Genomic DNA, 16013 nt, shown 5'->3' on the forward strand with positions numbered 1-16013 from the left:
CCCTGAGGCTTTCAGCTGCTCGACCAGGTCCTGGCCCGAGGGCTCGCCTGGGTTCTTCTCGTCGATCATGGTCATGATTCTTACCGTTCCTCTCGGTACGGCTTACACAGACCATCTGACACGCCCGAAGTTCCTACACCACCGACCTGCCCGAGAAGACCCACTCATGACTCACGCTAACGCACCCCTGACCCCGACCGGCCGTCTCAGGATGGTCCACCGCCACCTGCACGACGGGATCCCGCAGGCGCACGTGGCCGCCGAGTTCCGGGTGAGCCGGCCCACGGTGGCCACTTGGGTCGCCCGCTACCGCGCCCAGGGAGAAGCCGGCCTTCAGGACCTGCCCAGCCGGCCGCACCGTTCACCTGCCCAGCTCGATCCGGTCTTGGTCGCCCAGATCCACGCCCTGCGGCGGGAGCGCAAGTGGTCCGCACGGCGCATCCATCACCACCTCGTCTCCGAGGGCCACCGGGTGTGTCTTCGTACCGTGGGACGGTGGCTGCACCGACTCGGGATCTCCCGCCTACGGGACCTGACCCCGGCCGGAGAAGACCTGCGCCAACGACCCCAGAAGATCACCGCCCGCGGCCCGGGGCACATGGTGCACCTGGATGTGAAGAAGATCGGGAAGATCCCAGACGGGGGCGGCTGGCGCACCCACGGACGTGAAAGTGAAGCAGGCCGTGCTTCCAAGCGCGGGCCTGGCCGGCGGGTCGGCTACACCTACCTGCACTCGGCGATCGACGGGTACACCCGCCTGGCCTACACCGAGGCGTTGGAGGACGAGCGGGCGGCCACGACCGTGAGCTTCTACTGCCGGGCGCGGGCGTTCTTCGCCGCCCACGGCATCACCGTGGACCGGGTGATCACGGACAACGGGAACAACTATCGGGCTGCGGACTTCACCGCGAAGGTGGTCTCGCTCGGGGGCCGGCATCACCGGATCCGCCCCTACACCCCGCGCCATAACGGGAAGGTCGAGCGGTACAACCGGCTGATGGTCGATGAGGTCCTCTACGCCCGCCCGTACTCCTCAGAGCAAGCTCGGCGTGAGGCCCTGGCGGTGTGGAGTTGAGTCCCTGATAGTGGTGTAACCCTCCCCGGCCGCCAACACCGTCCCCAGCATGGACGCGGTCACCGTGGGAGCCTTCGAGTGAACCTTCCACAGCACTCTCGAAAGGGACATCACCACGATGACCGCTCCTCACATTGTCGACCCTGAACGCCTGCTACGCGAAGCGATCGGCGAAGCCTCGCCGGACTTGTTGCGCCACCTGCTGCAGACCGTGATCAACGCCCTGCTCAGCGCTGACGCAGACGCGGTCTGCGGCGCCGAGTACGGCACCGCTTCTGATACCCGCACCGCACAGCGCAACGGGTACCGCCACCGGCCCCTCGACACCCGCGCCGGCACGATCGACGTGGCCATCCCGAAACTGCGCGCCGGCACGTACTTCCCAGAGTGGCTGCTCGAGCGACGCAAGCGGGCCGAGTCCGCGTTGATCACGGTCGTCGCCGACTGCTACCTCGCTGGGGTCTCCACCCGACGCATGGACAAGCTCGTGCGCCAGCTGGGCATCGACTCGCTCTCGAAGTCCCAGGTCAGCCGGATGGCCGCCGAGCTGGACGAGCACATCGACGCGTTCCGGCACCGCCCGCTGGGGGATGCCGGCCCGTTCGTGTTCCTCGCCGCGGACGCCCTGACCATGAAGGTTCGCGAGGGTGGTCGGGTGATCAACGCGGTGGCCATGGTCGCCACCGGCGTCAACGCTGACGGGCGACGTGAGGTACTCGGGCTGCGGGTGGCCACCACGGAGTCAGGCGCGGCGTGGAACGAGTTCTTCGCTGATCTGGTCGCCCGCGGCCTTCACGGGGTGAGACTGGTGACTTCGGACTCCCACCGTGGCCTGGTCGAAGCCATCGCGGCGAACCTGCCCGGGGCCGTGTGGCAGCGGTGCCGCACGCACTATGCCGCGAACCTGATGGCGGTGACCCCGAAGGCCATGTGGCCGGCGGTGAAGGCCATGCTCCACAGCGTCTACGACCAGCCTGACGGGCCGGCGGTGCACGCCCAGTTCGACCGGCTCTTGGACTACGTGGCCGAGCGGTTGCCCGCCGTGGCTGGGCACCTCGATGCTGCTCGGGAGGACATCCTCGCGTTCATCTCGTTCCCGAAGGACGTGTGGTCCCAGATCTGGTCGAACAACCCTGCCGAGCGCCTGAATCGGGAGATCCGGCGCCGCACGGACGCGGTGGGCATCTTCCCGAACCGGGATGCCGTGGTGCGGCTCGTGGGGGCCGTGTTGGCTGAGCAGACGGATGAGTGGGCCGAGGGCCGCCGGTACCTCGGTCTCGAGCTGCTGGCCCGCTGCCGCGAGCCCCTCACGCAAGAACCGGGCACCGTGATGGGCACGGAGGTGATGCCGGCCCTGGCCTGATTCTCATGCCTCGAAGACGGTTACACCACTTCCAGGGACTTGACCCGGTGTGGGTGAACCACTACAACTACCATCGGCCTCATACCTCCTGCGGAGACGCTCCTCCGGCCTCGTTGGCACCGGCCCGAGTCAACAACGTCATGCCCTCCTACAACTAGACGACGTGGAGTCCTGGCTTGAGGCGGCGCCAATCACGTGGGCGTGGTTCTCGGAGGAACTCGGGCTCTCGCCATATGGTCTTCGTACCGGCCTGTCATGGTGGCGCGACTGGGCAGCACAAACCAATCCGGCATTGACGCCGGAAATCGTACTTGCTGGTCGGTCTGACGCTGCAAAGGCCCTCGAAGGACGGCTAGCTTCATCCGGTTCCGTCACGACGGTTGCTGGCGCATCCATGGAGGAGGCATGCGCCTTTATCGCTGCGATCGCCGTCCACCACGAAGAACAAGGCAAGGGGCAGATGCTAGCGCGGCTGGCATTCGTTGACGATGTATCCACATGGAGGCAGTTGACGGGCTCGTCCCAACCGCTGATCCTGGTCCCGTGCACACCCGAGCTGGCAAGGGCGATACCCGCTGATACTGTACACAATTTTTGCGTGCCGGTTATATTCACTGAAGGCTCCGATATCACGCTTCCGGCGCTAGGCGCCGCCGAGGTGGCAGCCGCACTGACAAGTGCCGGGGTCACGGACAGAGACAAGGCCGACGCACTCGGTAGACTCGCACGTCGAAGCTTGACCGGGTTGCGTCGAAACCTGGCCGTCAAGGCCGTCCTGCATCGACCTGCCTGGGCCGACGCGAGTCCATCCCGAAGCTTCCGCTCAATCCTGTTGGCTGGCTCTTGGGGGGACAACGTAGAAGGGGATCGCTCGATCCTCGAGGCGCTCGCGGGAACCGACTACGAATCCTTTAGAGAAGATATCGCCGGGATTGCCGACGGTCCCATCGACCCTCTGGCGATCCATACTGACGGAGCCTGGCATCTTGTCTCGCCAGTAGACGCGTGGATGCTGTTGGTGTCGAAGCTGACCCACGACGACATGAAGCGATTCGAGGCCATCGTCGAGATGGTTCTCGCAGAGGGCGATCCGGCCCTCGAGCTTCCACGTGAAGAACGGTGGCGAGCAACGATCGAAGGCAGGACTCGCCGCTATTCGGGCGACCTTCGCCGTGGTATTGCTCAGTCTCTGGCCCTTTTGGCAATTTACGGCGGAACCGTCACTTTGTCGGCCGGGGCAACGGGTTCAGACTTCGCAAATCACTTAGTCGCTAAGTTGCTCGAATGGGCCTCAGGAGACGACACCGGGCAAGCGTGGCAGTCGATCGCGGACCTTTTGCCACTGCTCGCTGAGGCCGCGCCCGACGCCTTCCTTGATGCGGTCGGCGCAGCAGCAGCCGGCGACGATCCTTTGTTATCGACCATGTTCCAGGACGCCGCGGAAGAATTAGGGTTGTTATCGGGCGGCACTCCCCACTGCCATTTGCTATGGGCGCTTGAGTGTGTATCCTGGTCCCCTGGTCACTTCGGCCGTGCCGTCGATCTCCTGGCCCGTTTGGACGAGATAGATCCAGGTGGCCGGATAATAAACCGTCCCGCCGCCTCGCTGGCTGCGCTATTCCGCCCGTGGCATCCTAATAACTCCGTTGATCCCGGCCGGCGAATTGCAGCCCTTGATGCGCTGCGCCATAGGCATCCCGGCGCCGCTTGGAAGCTGGAGACCAGCATGCTTCCGGAGCGTCATGGGATGCACGTTCCGATCAGCTCACCAGCGTTCCGACCCTGGAAGCCGGACAAGCAGTCGGTGACATACGGCGAGATTTGGAGGATGACGACCGCCGCGGTTGAGCGCTGCATCGAGGATGCTGGTGAAGATGCACAGCGCTGGTCAACGATCCTTGCTCACACTTCAGATTTGTCATCCGCAGATCGAGAACGTGTGGTGGCTGCGCTTAGTTCGATGGCCGACCAGCCGGAGTGTGCGACTGACTTCCAGGACGCTGTGTGGCGAGCACTCGTGAGCCTTATCGGCCGCCATCGCGAGTTTCCGGACGCTGCGTGGGCGCTCCCCGACGAGGAGCTGGTCAAGCTTGATGCGCTGGCCGCGCGTTATGAGCCTAAATCCGCATACCTCCGATTGGTTGGACTTTTCCAGTCGTGGACCCCGTATGTAGGCGCTCGCAGAAGTGATGACTACCAAGGCTTTGAGCGAGAGCTTGGACATCGACGCAGCGCAGCTGTTAAGGAGATCGAAGCCGAGGGGGGATTCGACGCCATCGAGAGACTGGCACGCGACGCATCTGTAGCCGGGGCCGTTGGCAGCGCGCTCGCGAATGCGGGCTTGTTCCGCGACGCTGAAATTCTGCTTTGGCTTGCGTCTGAGGACGACGATCTCGTCAGCACGGCGATGTCGTACTTCTCAGGTCGCTATGTCCTCGAAGGTTTCGAACTCATCACAGGCTTGCTTGAACGGGACGCCCTCACCGTTAATCAGCGTGTTCGACTCCTGCTTGTTGCCCGTGGCAACCTACCGGAGGCATGGGCTTTGGCGGCTGAGGATCCGGAGGTTGAGACCGGGTACTGGGCGGCCTTCCAACCGTTCGGCTTGGGCCAAGACTTCGACAAGATTGACGAGGTGGCCGATCGATTGATCCAAGCTGGCCGACACGCCGACGCCCTACATCTGATGTGCACTTACGCGCACATCGAAAAGGACGGACCGCGCCCGCAGGCAGCGCAGCTCATGGTGGACGCCTTAGATGGACTCTTGTCAAACCAAGATCAATCTGCTGACGCTCGGGGCCTATCGACCTACGATTTTCAACAGTTATTTGCCTATCTCGAGGCCATGCAGGAGCATCTCGAGCCCGGCGACCTCGTCCGGCTCGAGTGGGCGTATCTTCCAGCGCTTGGATACGATGCTAAAGTGCCTGCGCTCTCTGAAAGTTTGGCTGCGGATCCGGCGAAATTTGTCGGAGTTGTGTGCGCCGTCTACCGTGCTCGGCCGAAGCATGAGGACGAGGAAGTGGCCGATGACAAAGCTCACGAAGGGCAGCGGGACGCTTCCATGGCAGCCAATGCGTACCGACTGCTCAATGCGTGGGACTCACCGCCTGGGCTAGTCAATGGCGTTATGAATGCCCAAGTACTTCGAACCTGGATTGACAGCGCAACGGAGGGCCTTGTGGAGGGTGGCCGGGTCGAAGCGGGCCTGCAGCATATTGGGCAGGTTCTCGGGCACACCCCTCCAGATGCTGACGGTACCTGGCCGGGCTGCGTCGTGCGGGATCTCATCGAAGAGGTGCAACTCGATCACATCGAGAATGGCCTCTACCTCCACATCGTCAATAGCCGCGGCGTCTCCAGTCGAGGCCTAGAGGACGGTGGTCAGCAAGAGCTCGAAATTGCTGAGAGATATCGTGTGCAGGCGGAAGCGCTCGCTGACGAAGCGCCTCGAGTGGCCAGACTTTTTAGACGCGTAGCTGGCTCGTACGAGCGCGAGGCAAGACGCCATGAGGAGAGCGCGGAACGCGTCCGGCGCGGACTCTATTGATCCATTACGCGAGGGTCGCGCCCGAGGAGGTGTAGTGAAGTGTGAGATTTCTGTGCTAAATACTCGACAAGTGTGGCAGCACCCGTCATTGCGCATTGGAGGAGGAATCGCGGCGGCTTAAGAACGACGATCAGAGCGGGGTTGCCGCATTGTGACCACGGCGCGGAGACCTACCTTGCGCCGTCCCCATGGTGCCTCGCGATCCCCGGTCCCGGTGACTAGGCGACGACGTTGGCCAATGAGGCAGTTACTGCCTCAACAGCCATTTTTAGAGCAGCGGCCAGGGGAATGCGAAAGCTTGGCCGCTAGGTGTAGGAGGGCATGACGTTGTTGACTCGGGTCGGTGCCAGTGAGGCCGGAGGGGCGTCTCCGCAGGAGGTATGAGGCCGATGGTAGTTGTAGTGGTTCACCCACACCTGCAGGGCCTCACGCCGAGCTTGCTCTGAGGAGTACGGGCGGGCGTAGAGGACCTCATCGACCATCAGCCGGTTGTACCGCTCGACCTTCCCGTTGTGGCGCGGGGTGTAGGGGCGGATCCGGTGGTGCCGGCCTCCGAGCGAGACCACCTTCGCGGTGAAGTCCACGGCCCGGTAGTTGTTTCCGTTGTCCGTGATCACCCGGTCCACGGTGATGCCGTGGGCGGCGAAGAACGCCCGCGCCCGGCAGTAGAAGCTCACGGTCGTGGCCGCCCGCTCGTCCTCCAACGCTTCGGTGTAGGCCAGCCGGGTGAACCCGTCGATCGCCGAGTGCAGATAGGTGTAGCCGACCCGCCGGCCTGCACCACGCTTGGAAGCACGGCCTGCTTCACTGTCACGTCCGTGAGCACGCCAGCCGCCCCCGTCTGGGATCTTCCCGATCTTCTTCACATCCAGGTGCACCATGTGCCCCGGCCCTCTCGCGGTGATCTTCTGGGGTCGTTGGCGCAGGTCTTCTCCGGCCGGGGTCAGGTCCCGTAGGCGGGAGATCCCGAGTCGGTGCAGCCACCGTCCCACGGTACGAAGACACACCCGGTGGCCCTCGGAGACGAGGTGGTGATGGATGCGCCGTGCGGACCACTTGCGCTCCCGCCGCAGGGCGTGGATCTGGGCGACCAGGACCGGATCGAGCTGGGCAGGTGAACGGTGCGGCCGGCTGGGCAGGTCCTGAAGGCCGGCTTCTCCCTGGGCGCGGTAGCGGGCGACCCAGGTGGCCACCGTGGGCCGGCTCACCCGGAACTCGGCGGCGACATGGGCTTGCGGGATCCCGTCGTGCAGGTGGCGGTGGACCATCCTGAGACGGCCAGTGGGGGTCAGGGGTGCGTTAGCGTGAGTCATGAGTGGGTCTCTTCTGGCAGGTGGGTTGTTGAGGAACTTCCATCCTGCGGGGCGGGGCCCACTCGTCTCATCTCAGCCCGGTACCCATGTCAAGAACCTCATGACCCACAACAGCTAGGGGCGGGGAAGCGGCCCTCCTCGAGCAGGTGGGCGCAGCGCTCGACGAGCGCGTCGACCTCCTCCAAGCTGACTAGGCCCCCTAACTCTGGCGCGAGCTTGCCGCCGAGTGCCTCAAGCACCCGGGCGACGCCGTCGCGCTCCTCGTCGCTCAGCGCCTCGCCGAGCCATCCCCACAGCACGGTCCGCAGCTTGTCCTGCACATGGAACGTGAGCCCGTGGTCCACGCCGTGGCGGTGCCCGCCGGGCATGGCGAGGATGTGGGCGCCCTTGCGGTCGGCGTTGTTGACGATCACGTCGAACACGGCCATCCGACGCAAGGCCGCCGAGTCCTCGTGGGCCAGGACCAGCCGATTCCCGTCCTCGTCCTCACCCTCCTCAACGTGTGAGCCCGGCGGGGGAGCAGGCCATCACCAGCCGCCCGACGTCGCGGGCGGTCGCGGTCAGGTCCTCTGCCGTACGACGGATCGCTGTCGCCAGGTCCTGGGGCCCGCGGCCAATGGGCACGATCGCGGTGATGCCCTCGTCGTAGAGGGTGTCCGTGTCCTGTCCCACGGAGCCGGCGAGGACGATCACCGGGATCGCACGACCGGCTGCGCGCACGGCCTGGGCCACGCCGACCGGCACTTTCCCGGCCAAGGACTGGCCGTCGATGCGCCCCTCCCCGGTGATGACGAGGTCAGCGGTCTTCACGAGGTCGTGGAAACCCGCCGTCTCGAGGACGACGTCGATGCCCGGCTTCAAGGTGGCCCCGATGAAGGCGTGCAGGCCACCCGCCAGACCTCCCGCCGCTCCCGAACCGGGGAGCGCATCGATCGCGACCCCGAGGTCGCGCTCGACGATGCCCGCGAGATGGGCCAGCCCGGTGTCCAGGCTCGCCACTGATGCAGGATCCGCCCCCTTCTGGGGGCCGAACACGTGGGCTGCACCCTGCGATCCCGTGAGGGGGTTGCTGATGTCACACATCACCTCCACGTCGACGTCGCGGAGCCGGTCTCGTGCCGGGGTGGAGTCGATCCGCGCAATCCGGGTGAGGGTGTCGCCGGTCGGGACGAACTCCTCACCCGCGGCGTCGAGGAACCGGACGCCGAGGGCTGCGGCAGCGCCCGTGCCGCCGTCCGTCGTGGCGCTCCCGCCGGCCCCGACGATGACTCTGCGCGCTCCAGCGGCCACCGCGTCGAGGATCTGCTCGCCGACCCCGAACGTCGTGGCCCGTCCCGTGTCCTCGCGTCCGGAGGCGAGCGGGAGCCCGGCACATGAGGCGGTCTCCACCACCGCCACGTCTGGGTCGATCAGTCCGTAGTGGACGGGCACGCGTTCGCCGAAGAACACCCCGCAGACGGTTGCGGATTGCAAGGCGCCCCCTGCGGCAGCCACGAAGGCCTCGACGGTGCCCTCCCCGCCGTCGGCGATGGGCGCCACGAGGAGCTCGGCGTCGGTGACCGACGCGAGACCCGTCGCGATCGCGGAGCCCGCCTCCCGCGACGACAGGGCCCCCTTGAACGAGTCTGGGATGACGATGATGCGCTGCACGCGTGGATCTCCTGAGTCAGGTGACGGGGTCAGACGAGGACGAGGCCGAGGATCCAGATGAACACGATGGAGGTGAGTCCCATCAGAAGCGTGACCATCGTCTGGGTGCGGTAACCCTGCGAGGGCGTCATGCCGCTGAAGTTGGTGACCACCCAGAAGTACGAGTCGTTGGCGTGGGAGACGGTCATGGCGCCGGCCGCAATGGCCATGACCACGAGCGCGCTGGCCACCGAGGTCTCGAAGCCCAATGCAGGCATCATCGGGAAGACCATGGCCGACGTGGTCGGGAGTGCGACTGTGGAGGAGCCCTGCGCGGTCTTCAGGGCGGCGGAGACGAGGAAGGGGAAGAACAGTCCGATGACCGACAACTGCGCAGCGTTGCTCTCGATGAAGGTGACGAGGTCGGTGGCGGCGATGACGCGCCCCAGTACACCGCCGGCCGCCGTGATGAACAGAATGGGGCCGACGACCCGGAGGGTCTCCTCTGTCAGGTCGTAGAACGTCTCGCCACGGCGCACGCTGAACAGCACGCCGACTGCGCAGAGGGTGCCGACGGCGAGCGCGATCATCGGCGTGCCGAGGAATCGGGCGAAGTCACCCGCGGGGCCGGTCCACTTCAGGACGGATGCGAGCGAGCCGAGAGCCATGAGCAGGATGGGGGGCGATGATGGGCGCGAAGGACGCAGCCGTCCCAGGCATCCGCCCGTAGGACCGGCGAAGCGCGTCGTAGGCCGCCTCCAGCTCGTCCGCATCCTCCGTGCCGATCTCCTCAGGGGCGGTCACCCGCTTGCCGATGTAGAGGGCGTACAGGTACGCGACGAGGAGTGCGGGGATCGAGACGACGACGCCGAGGCCGATCACCAGCAGGAGGTGGTCGCCGATGCCGAGGTTCTGGGCGGCTGCGATGGGCCCCGGGGTCGGCGGGATGAAGACGTGCGAGGTGTACAGACCTGCCGCCAGGGCCACGGTCATCGCCACGGGTGACGCCCCGGTGCGACGGGCCAGGGCCTTGCGGATGGGATTGAGAATGACGAATCCGGAGTCGCAGAACACGGGGATGGAGACCACCCAGCCCATGAGCTGCATAGCCAGGACGGGGTAGCGCTTGCCGACGACCCTCACGAGCGCATCAGCGATCCTGAAGGCACCGCCGGTGCGCTCCAGGATGAGACCGATGAGCGTGCCCAGGATGATGACGATGCCGATCGACGTGAAGATCCCGGAGAATCCCTCCCCGATCACGTCGGCGATGCCCTTGACGGGCTCTTCCCCTTCGGCGCCGGTCGACTTCACCAGCGGGATCCCACCGATGATCCCCAAGGCGAAGGCGACGACCATGATCGAGAGGAAGGGGTGGATCTTCCATCTGGAGATCATGACGATCATCAGGGCGACGGCGAGGATGAAGACGAGCAGAAACGGTATTCCAGTCATCGGAAGTCCTTTGTGCGGCAGGGGATTCTAGCCAGACTAGGTGTTGTGGGTCATGAGGTTCTTGACACGAGGCACGGGCTGAGATGAGACGAGCGGGCTCCGCCCCGCAGGATGGGAATTGCGACATCCACTCATCCGCGGAAGGAAGCCCGCTCGTGACTCACGCTAACGCACCTCTGACCCCCACCGGCCGGCTGCGCATGGTCCACCGCCACCTGAACGACGGGATCCCGCAGTCCCACGTGGCCGCGGAGTTCCGCGTCAGTCGGCCCACGGTGGCCACCTGGGTCGCCCGCTACCGTGCCGAAGGCGAGGCAGGACTGCAAGACCGCTCGAGCCGGCCCCATCGCTCACCTGCCCGGCTCGACCCCGCGATCGTGGCCGAGCTGGAGGCCCTGCGCCGGGCCGAGAAGTGGTCCGCCCGGCGCATCCATCACCATCTGGTCGGCGAGGGCCACCAGGTGTGTCTTCGCACCGTGGGGCGATGGCTGCACCGGGCCGGGATCTCCCGCCTACGGGACCTGACCCCAGCCGGAGAAGACCTCCGCCGGCAGCCGGCCCGGAGGATCACCGCGAGGGGGCCAGGGCACATGGTGCACCTGGACGTGAAGAAGATCGGACGCATCCCTGAAGGGGGAGGCTGGCGCGCCCACGGAAGAGACAGTGAGGCAGGGCGTGCTTCCAAGCGGGGGTCTGGCCAGCGGGTCGGCTACACCTACCTGCACTCGGCGATCGACGGGTTCACCCGCCTGGCGTACACGGAGGCGCTGGAGGATGAGCGGGCGGTGACCACGATCGGGTTCTACTGCCGGGCCCGCGCGTTCTTCGCCGCTCACGGCATCACCGTGGACCGGGTGGTCACGGACAACGGGAACAACTACCGGGCCGTGGACTTCACCCGGAAGGTGGTCTCTCTCGGGGGCCGGCATCACCGGATCCGCCCCTACACCCCGCGCCACAACGGGAAGGTCGAGCGGTACAACCGGCTGATGGTCGACGAGGTCCTCTACGCCCGCCCGTACTCCTCAGAGCGGGCTCGGCGTGAGGCCCTGCAGGTGTGGGTGAATCACTACAACTACCATCGGCCGCATACCTCCTGCGGAGAGGCTCCTCCGGCCTCGTTGGCCCCGGTGCGTGTCAACAACGTCATGCCCTCCTACAACTAGGGCGTGTCTCCCTTATGCGCGTAGCCAGGTGAAGATGGCGCAGAGGGTGACGGCGGCGCGGTAGGTGATCGCTAGCTTGTCGTAACGAGTGGCCAAGCCGCGCCATTGCTTGGCTAGGGCGAAGTGGCGTTCCACGACGTTGCGCCCGCGGTAGGCCTGGGCGTCGAAGGCCGGCGGCCGCCCGCCGCGGCTGCCGCGACGGGCTCGGGCCGCGATCTGGTCCCGTTTCTCCGGAATTACCGCGGTGATTCGGCGGCGGCGCAGCTCGTTGCGAATCACTCCGGTGGCATAGGCCCGGTCGGCGATCACCGCCTCCGGGCGGGCTCGGGCGGCGCCGGCGCCGAGTCGGGGAATCTGGATTTCGGCCAGCACCTGCGCCAGCACGGCCTCGTCGTTGCGCTGCCCGCCGGTGACGATCGCGGCCAGCGGCCGGCCGCGGCCATCGACGGCGTGGTGAATCTTGGTCGTCAGCCCGCCGCGGGAACGCCCGATGCCGTGCCCGGGCGGCTCAACCTCATCCAGCGGCAGTTTCTTGTGATTCGCCCCGGCCCCCTGTGTCCTGGTCCGGACGAGTGGTGTTCGTGGCGTGCTGATGGGCCCGGGCGATGGTCGCATCGACCGAGACGGCCCAGTCAATCATCCCGGCCGCATCGGCCTCGGCCAGCACGTGGGTCAGCACCCGATCCCAGGTCCCATCCGCGGCGTAGCGGCGGTGGCGCTTCCACACCGTCTGCCAGGGCCCGAACTGCTCCCGGGGCAGATCCCGCCACGGGACCCCGGTCCGATACCGGTAGGCGATGCCCTCCACCACCCTGCGGTGCTCCCCGAAGGGATGCCCACGCCGGCCCTGATTCGAGGGCAGCAACGGCTCGATCCGCTCCCACTGCTCGTCCGTGAACACCTGATACCGCGACCCTGTCGACCTCACCCGACCAGCCTGCCGCGAGCCTCACCACCGATAAGGGAGACACGCCCTAGGGCAGATGGGACTTCAACGGCGATGTTGTGGCGAACAGGGTTCGGCCGTCTCGATGGTCCTCAGGACAATAGAACGGCCCGCGGGGGCCTGCGTCAGGAGAGCGGGTGTGGACATCTTCGGGAAGCCCAAGGCGCTCCTGGGAGAGCAGGGGACGCCGTCGCCGCGCCCACGGACCACGAGGGCAAGGAGATCTGCATCCCGCACGGCACCCCCCGAGTTCGACAGCCCCAACTGGTACCATAAGCAAGTACCACATCGCACCCGAGGAGGCCAGCATGTCCATCAGCGCCAGTGAAGCCCGCAAGACCCTGTTCCCGCTCATCGAGCGAGTGAATGCGGACCGCGACGCCGTAGAGATCGTCTCCCGCAAGGGGAATGCCGTCCTCATGCCCGCGGACGAGTACGCCGCCTGGCAGGAGACCGCCTACCTGTTCCGCTCCCCGGCCAACGCCCGCCGGCTGCTGGACGCCTACGAGCGCGCCCGCGCAGGGAGCGTCGAGGAGCACGCTCTGGACCGCATGGACGGGGACGCCTGAGTGCGCCTCGTGTGGGACCGCTCGGCCTGGGAGGACTACACGCACTGGCAGACCACGGACCGCAAGGTCCTCAAGCGGATCAACACCCTCATCGACGCCGCCCTGCGTGATCCCTTCGACGGGATCGGCAAGCCCGAGCAGCTGAAGTACGGCGCGCCCGGGGCATGGTCCCGACGCATCACGGAGGAGCACAGGCTCGTCTACCTCGTCGACGGCGAGGACCTGATCATCCTCCAGGCGAGGTATCACTACTGACATGCGCTTCACCCAGGCCGAGCTCCAGCAGTTCCGCGACCGCACCGTCCCCGACCTGCTGCCGGACCCGCTGCGGCTGCTGTTCATCGGCATCAACCCCGGCCTGTGGAGCGCCGCCACCGGTGCGCACTTCGCCCGCCGCGGCAACCGCTTCTACCCGGCCCTGCACCGCGCCGGGCTCACCCGACACCTGATCGACGCCTCCGACGGCTACAAGGCCGAGGACCTCGCCGAGCTGCACGCCCGCGGCATCGGGATCTCCAACCTCGTCCCGCGGGCCTCCGCCCGCGCCGACGAGCTCACCGCGGAGGAGCTCGCCGCCGCCCCCGCCCGCCTGGACGCGCTCGTGGCAGCGCATGCGCCGGCCGTCGTCGCTGTGTTGGGGGTGACGGCCTACCGGCAGGCGTTCGGACGCCCGAAGGCGGTGCTGGGGGAGCAGCAGACGCCGTGGCCGGGCACGCGGCTGTTCGTGGCGCCGAACCCCAGCGGGCTCAACGCTCACGCCACCCTGGACTCGCTCGCCGCGGACTACCGTGCGGCCGGTGCCGCGGCGGGGCTCGTGGACTGAGTGCGCCCGCTGTCCCTGCGGCCGCGCTGACGCCTCAGGCCCGTCAGAAGAGCGGCCAGGGCACGGCCGGCGTCAGCCCGCTCGGGGCAGGGAAGATCCCGTCGTCGAGCAACCGGGTGCAGCGTTCGGCGAGGGCGTCGACTTCCTCGGCACCCAGCAGCTCCGCCAGCCCCTGCCCCAGCTCACCGTCGAGCCCGTCGAGAACCCGGGCGACGCCGTCGCGCTCCTCCTCGCTCAGCGCCTCGCCCAGCCACCCCCAGAGCACGGTCCGCAGCTTGTCCTGCACATGGAACGTCAGCCCGTGGTCCACGCCGTGGCGGTGGCCGCCGGGCATGGCGAGGATGTGGGCGCCCTTGCGGTCGGCGTTGTTGACGAGCACGTCGAACACCGCCATGCGGCGCAGCGCCGCCGAGTCCTCGTGGGCCAGGACCAGCCGATTCCCGCCCTCGTCCTCACCCTCCAGGACCGTGAGCCATCCCGAGGCCGGCACTTCGTCCGCCGGGAACAGGTCCACAGCATCCTGCTCAGGATCCTGCTCCTGCCAGAGCTGCACCATGCCCTTACCAAACGGGCCGTCGCGCAGCCAGGTGCGCGGCACAATGTCCCACCCCAGCGCCTCGGACACCAGGTGCGCGGCCACCTCCCGGCGGGCCAGGGTGCCCGCGGGGAAGTCCCACAGCGGGGCCTCGCCGGCCACCGGCTTGTAGACCACCGGGGTGTCACCGATCGCGCCGAGGAACGTGGCGTTGGACGCCGTCGTGATGCGGCCGGTGAGCGTCAGCTCCCCGGCCACCAGCTCGCCGGCGGGCACGTCCGCGGCGCTCATCAGGAGTCGGGGAGAGTGCAGTCGTGGCCGTCGGGGTCGATGGGCTGGCCGCAGTCCGAGCAGAACGGACGCCCGGCGTCCACGACCTCCCGGGTGCGCCGGGCGAACGCCCGGGCCGCGCCGACGGGCATGCGCACGCGCACGGCCTCAGCGTCCGCCTCGAGCGCCGGGTCGGCGTCGTCGTCGGAGAGGGGGTGCGCGTCGATGAGCACCTGCGCGGTGGTGGGGTCCCAGCCCAGGCCGATGGCCCCCACCCGGAACCACTCCTGCACCGGGTCCAGCGGATCGTTGTCCACGAGTTCCACGGGCGTGCTGGCCGGGACGCTGTGCGGGTTGCCCTCCAGCGCCATGAGATCGTCGAGGATCTCGTCGATCATCTCCGCCATCAGGGCCGACTGCTGCTTCTCCAGCGCCAGGCTCACCAGCCGGGGCCCGGTGCGCACCTGCAGGTAGAACGTGCGGGCGCCGGGACGCCCGAGCGTCCCGATCACGACCCGATCCGGCCAGTCGAACTCATGGGCGGGGGCAGGTGCATCAGTCATGCCACGATCCTAGGCGTCCGCTCGTCCACCGCACCGGTGCCCGTGCCTGCGCCGCCGCCCACCGGGGCGTCGTCGGACGGGCCGAGGGTCGCCAGCCAGGACAGGTCCCCGGCGTCGGTGTTCATCGCCCAGACCCGCGGGCGGGCCGGACCGTAGCTCACGATGGACACGGAGGCGGGCCCCACCTCGATCCGCTGGAACAGATCCAGGTGCGTGCCGAGCGCGTCGGCCAGGATCGACTTGATGACGTCCCCGTGGCTCACCGCCACCCACACCGCCCCGGGCCCGTGCTCGGCCTTTACGGCGGCGTCGTGCCGGCGGATCGCCGCCACTGCGCGGGCCTGCATGCCCGCCATGGACTCCCCACCGGGGAAGACGACGGCGGACGGCTGGGTCTGCACCGTCGCCCACAGGGACTCGGTGGCCAGGTCGCTGAGCGCGCGCCCCTGCCACTGGCCGTAGTCGCACTCGGTGAGGTCGTCGTCGACCAGCGAGGGCACCGTCCCCGGCTGGCGATCGAGGAGGGCGCGGGCCGTCTGCGCGCACCGCTCCAGGGGACTGGCCACCACCGCGGCCACGGGCACGGCCGCGATGCGGTCCGCGGTGCGGGCCGCCTGCTCCCGTCCGTGATCGTCCAGGCTGACCCCGGGGGTGCGGCCCGCCAACAGTCCGGTCGCGTTGGCCGTGGTGCGGCCGTGCCGCACGAGAAGTACCGTCGCCATCACTCCACCCTACCGACGGGGCGCGAGGGCC

Annotated in this window: 14 protein-coding genes and 3 pseudogenes; 8 read left to right on the top strand and 9 right to left on the bottom strand. The window is 67.4% G+C overall.

Annotated features, from left to right (window positions below; all coding sequences use genetic code 11):
• Window positions 1–166: 166 nt before the first annotated feature.
• The 4 genes and pseudogenes from J1M38_RS01755 to J1M38_RS01770 form a co-directional block, all read left to right on the top strand.
• Window positions 167–1069 (top strand): annotated as a pseudogene (locus J1M38_RS01755) (IS481 family transposase); the annotation flags it as partial.
• A 124-nt stretch (window positions 1070–1193) separates the two neighbouring features.
• On the top strand, window positions 1194–2438 hold the full coding sequence (locus J1M38_RS01760; protein WP_031943898.1) for an IS256 family transposase: 1245 nt from the start codon (window positions 1194–1196) through the stop codon (window positions 2436–2438).
• 50 nt (window positions 2439–2488) lie between these two features.
• Window positions 2489–2596, top strand: a pseudogene (locus J1M38_RS01765) (IS481 family transposase); the annotation flags it as partial.
• Window positions 2597–2832: 236 nt separating this feature from the next.
• Complete coding sequence (locus tag J1M38_RS01770) at window positions 2833–5991, top strand: hypothetical protein (protein ID WP_206481320.1); 3159 nt, start codon at window positions 2833–2835, stop codon at window positions 5989–5991.
• A gap of 305 nt (window positions 5992–6296) precedes the next feature.
• Here J1M38_RS01770 and J1M38_RS01775 read toward each other — a convergent pair whose 3' ends face one another.
• The 5 genes and pseudogenes from J1M38_RS01775 to J1M38_RS11885 all read right to left on the bottom strand — a co-directional run bounded on the left by J1M38_RS01775 (window position 6297) and on the right by J1M38_RS11885 (window position 10388).
• Window positions 6297–7304, bottom strand: coding sequence for an IS481 family transposase (locus J1M38_RS01775; RefSeq protein ID WP_098092226.1), 1008 nt, complete (start codon window positions 7302–7304; stop codon window positions 6297–6299).
• Window positions 7305–7402: 98 nt separating this feature from the next.
• Window positions 7403–7798: pseudogene (locus J1M38_RS01780) on the bottom strand (phosphatidylinositol kinase); the annotation flags it as partial.
• Between the two features lies 1 nt (window position 7799).
• Window positions 7800–8954: a glycerate kinase gene (locus tag J1M38_RS01785; RefSeq protein ID WP_061867065.1), complete on the bottom strand. Its 1155-nt coding sequence runs from the start codon at window positions 8952–8954 to the stop codon at window positions 7800–7802.
• A gap of 29 nt (window positions 8955–8983) precedes the next feature.
• Window positions 8984–9601: a GntP family permease gene (locus tag J1M38_RS11880; protein ID WP_241246403.1), complete on the bottom strand. Its 618-nt coding sequence runs from the start codon at window positions 9599–9601 to the stop codon at window positions 8984–8986.
• The gene (locus J1M38_RS11885) at window positions 9549–10388 is read right to left on the bottom strand and encodes a GntP family permease (protein WP_230277986.1); all 840 of its coding nucleotides are present in this window, start codon (window positions 10386–10388) and stop codon (window positions 9549–9551) included. The genes J1M38_RS11880 and J1M38_RS11885 overlap by 53 nt, the downstream gene beginning before the upstream one ends.
• Window positions 10389–10543: 155 nt before the next feature.
• Here J1M38_RS11885 and J1M38_RS01795 point away from each other — a divergent pair, with 155 nt between their 5' ends.
• Complete coding sequence (locus J1M38_RS01795; RefSeq protein ID WP_061867064.1) at window positions 10544–11554, top strand: IS481 family transposase; 1011 nt, start codon at window positions 10544–10546, stop codon at window positions 11552–11554.
• Between the two features lie 12 nt (window positions 11555–11566).
• On the opposite strand, the gene J1M38_RS01800 is transcribed toward J1M38_RS01795, so the two are convergent.
• Window positions 11567–12482 (bottom strand): IS5 family transposase gene (locus tag J1M38_RS01800; RefSeq protein WP_201292392.1). Its coding sequence is split into 2 segments (ribosomal slippage): window positions 11567–12106 and window positions 12108–12482, totalling 915 coding nucleotides; the frame shifts between segments, so codons are not numbered across the junction.
• 326 nt (window positions 12483–12808) lie between these two features.
• On the opposite strand from J1M38_RS01800, the gene J1M38_RS01805 reads away from it, so the two are divergent.
• Genes J1M38_RS01805 through J1M38_RS01815 form a run of 3 tightly spaced genes read left to right on the top strand, consistent with a single transcriptional unit; the run spans window position 12809 to window position 13892 of the window.
• On the top strand, window positions 12809–13069 hold the full coding sequence (locus J1M38_RS01805; protein ID WP_036340860.1) for a type II toxin-antitoxin system Phd/YefM family antitoxin: 261 nt from the start codon (window positions 12809–12811) through the stop codon (window positions 13067–13069).
• On the top strand, window positions 13070–13324 hold the full coding sequence (locus J1M38_RS01810) for a Txe/YoeB family addiction module toxin (protein ID WP_041103932.1): 255 nt from the start codon (window positions 13070–13072) through the stop codon (window positions 13322–13324).
• Between the two features lies 1 nt (window position 13325).
• Complete coding sequence (locus J1M38_RS01815) at window positions 13326–13892, top strand: mismatch-specific DNA-glycosylase (RefSeq protein WP_041103934.1); 567 nt, start codon at window positions 13326–13328, stop codon at window positions 13890–13892.
• 43 nt (window positions 13893–13935) lie between these two features.
• On the opposite strand, the gene J1M38_RS01820 is transcribed toward J1M38_RS01815, so the two are convergent.
• Genes J1M38_RS01820 through J1M38_RS01830 form a run of 3 tightly spaced genes read right to left on the bottom strand, consistent with a single transcriptional unit; the run spans window position 13936 to window position 15982 of the window.
• The gene (locus J1M38_RS01820; RefSeq protein WP_061867063.1) at window positions 13936–14718 is read right to left on the bottom strand and encodes an SCO1664 family protein; all 783 of its coding nucleotides are present in this window, start codon (window positions 14716–14718) and stop codon (window positions 13936–13938) included.
• Window positions 14718–15260, bottom strand: a complete 543-nt coding sequence (locus J1M38_RS01825; protein WP_049145873.1) for a DUF3090 domain-containing protein — start codon at window positions 15258–15260, stop codon at window positions 14718–14720. The genes J1M38_RS01820 and J1M38_RS01825 overlap by 1 nt, the downstream gene beginning before the upstream one ends.
• On the bottom strand, window positions 15257–15982 hold the full coding sequence (locus tag J1M38_RS01830) for a histidine phosphatase family protein (RefSeq protein WP_192831658.1): 726 nt from the start codon (window positions 15980–15982) through the stop codon (window positions 15257–15259). The genes J1M38_RS01825 and J1M38_RS01830 overlap by 4 nt, the downstream gene beginning before the upstream one ends.
• Between the last annotated feature and the right edge of the window lie 31 nt (window positions 15983–16013).

This window comes from Micrococcus sp. KRD070, assembly GCF_017168435.1.
Lineage (GTDB): Bacteria > Actinomycetota > Actinomycetes > Actinomycetales > Micrococcaceae > Micrococcus > Micrococcus luteus.

Bases quoted from the DNA above. Each gene is read 5' to 3' on its own strand.
- J1M38_RS01760 (WP_031943898.1), top strand. From the start codon at position 1,194: ATGACCGCTCCTCACATTGTCGACCCTGAACGCCTGCTACGCGAAGCG.
- J1M38_RS01770 (WP_206481320.1), top strand. From the start codon at position 2,833: ATGGAGGAGGCATGCGCCTTTATCGCTGCGATCGCCGTCCACCACGAA.
- J1M38_RS01775 (WP_098092226.1), bottom strand. From the start codon at position 7,304: ATGACTCACGCTAACGCACCCCTGACCCCCACTGGCCGTCTCAGGATG.
- J1M38_RS11880 (WP_241246403.1), bottom strand. From the start codon at position 9,601: ATGGCTCTCGGCTCGCTCGCATCCGTCCTGAAGTGGACCGGCCCCGCG.
- J1M38_RS11885 (WP_230277986.1), bottom strand. From the start codon at position 10,388: ATGACTGGAATACCGTTTCTGCTCGTCTTCATCCTCGCCGTCGCCCTG.
- J1M38_RS01805 (WP_036340860.1), top strand. From the start codon at position 12,809: ATGTCCATCAGCGCCAGTGAAGCCCGCAAGACCCTGTTCCCGCTCATC.
- J1M38_RS01815 (WP_041103934.1), top strand. From the start codon at position 13,326: ATGCGCTTCACCCAGGCCGAGCTCCAGCAGTTCCGCGACCGCACCGTC.
- J1M38_RS01820 (WP_061867063.1), bottom strand. From the start codon at position 14,718: ATGAGCGCCGCGGACGTGCCCGCCGGCGAGCTGGTGGCCGGGGAGCTG.
- J1M38_RS01825 (WP_049145873.1), bottom strand. From the start codon at position 15,260: ATGACTGATGCACCTGCCCCCGCCCATGAGTTCGACTGGCCGGATCGG.
- J1M38_RS01830 (WP_192831658.1), bottom strand. From the start codon at position 15,982: ATGGCGACGGTACTTCTCGTGCGGCACGGCCGCACCACGGCCAACGCG.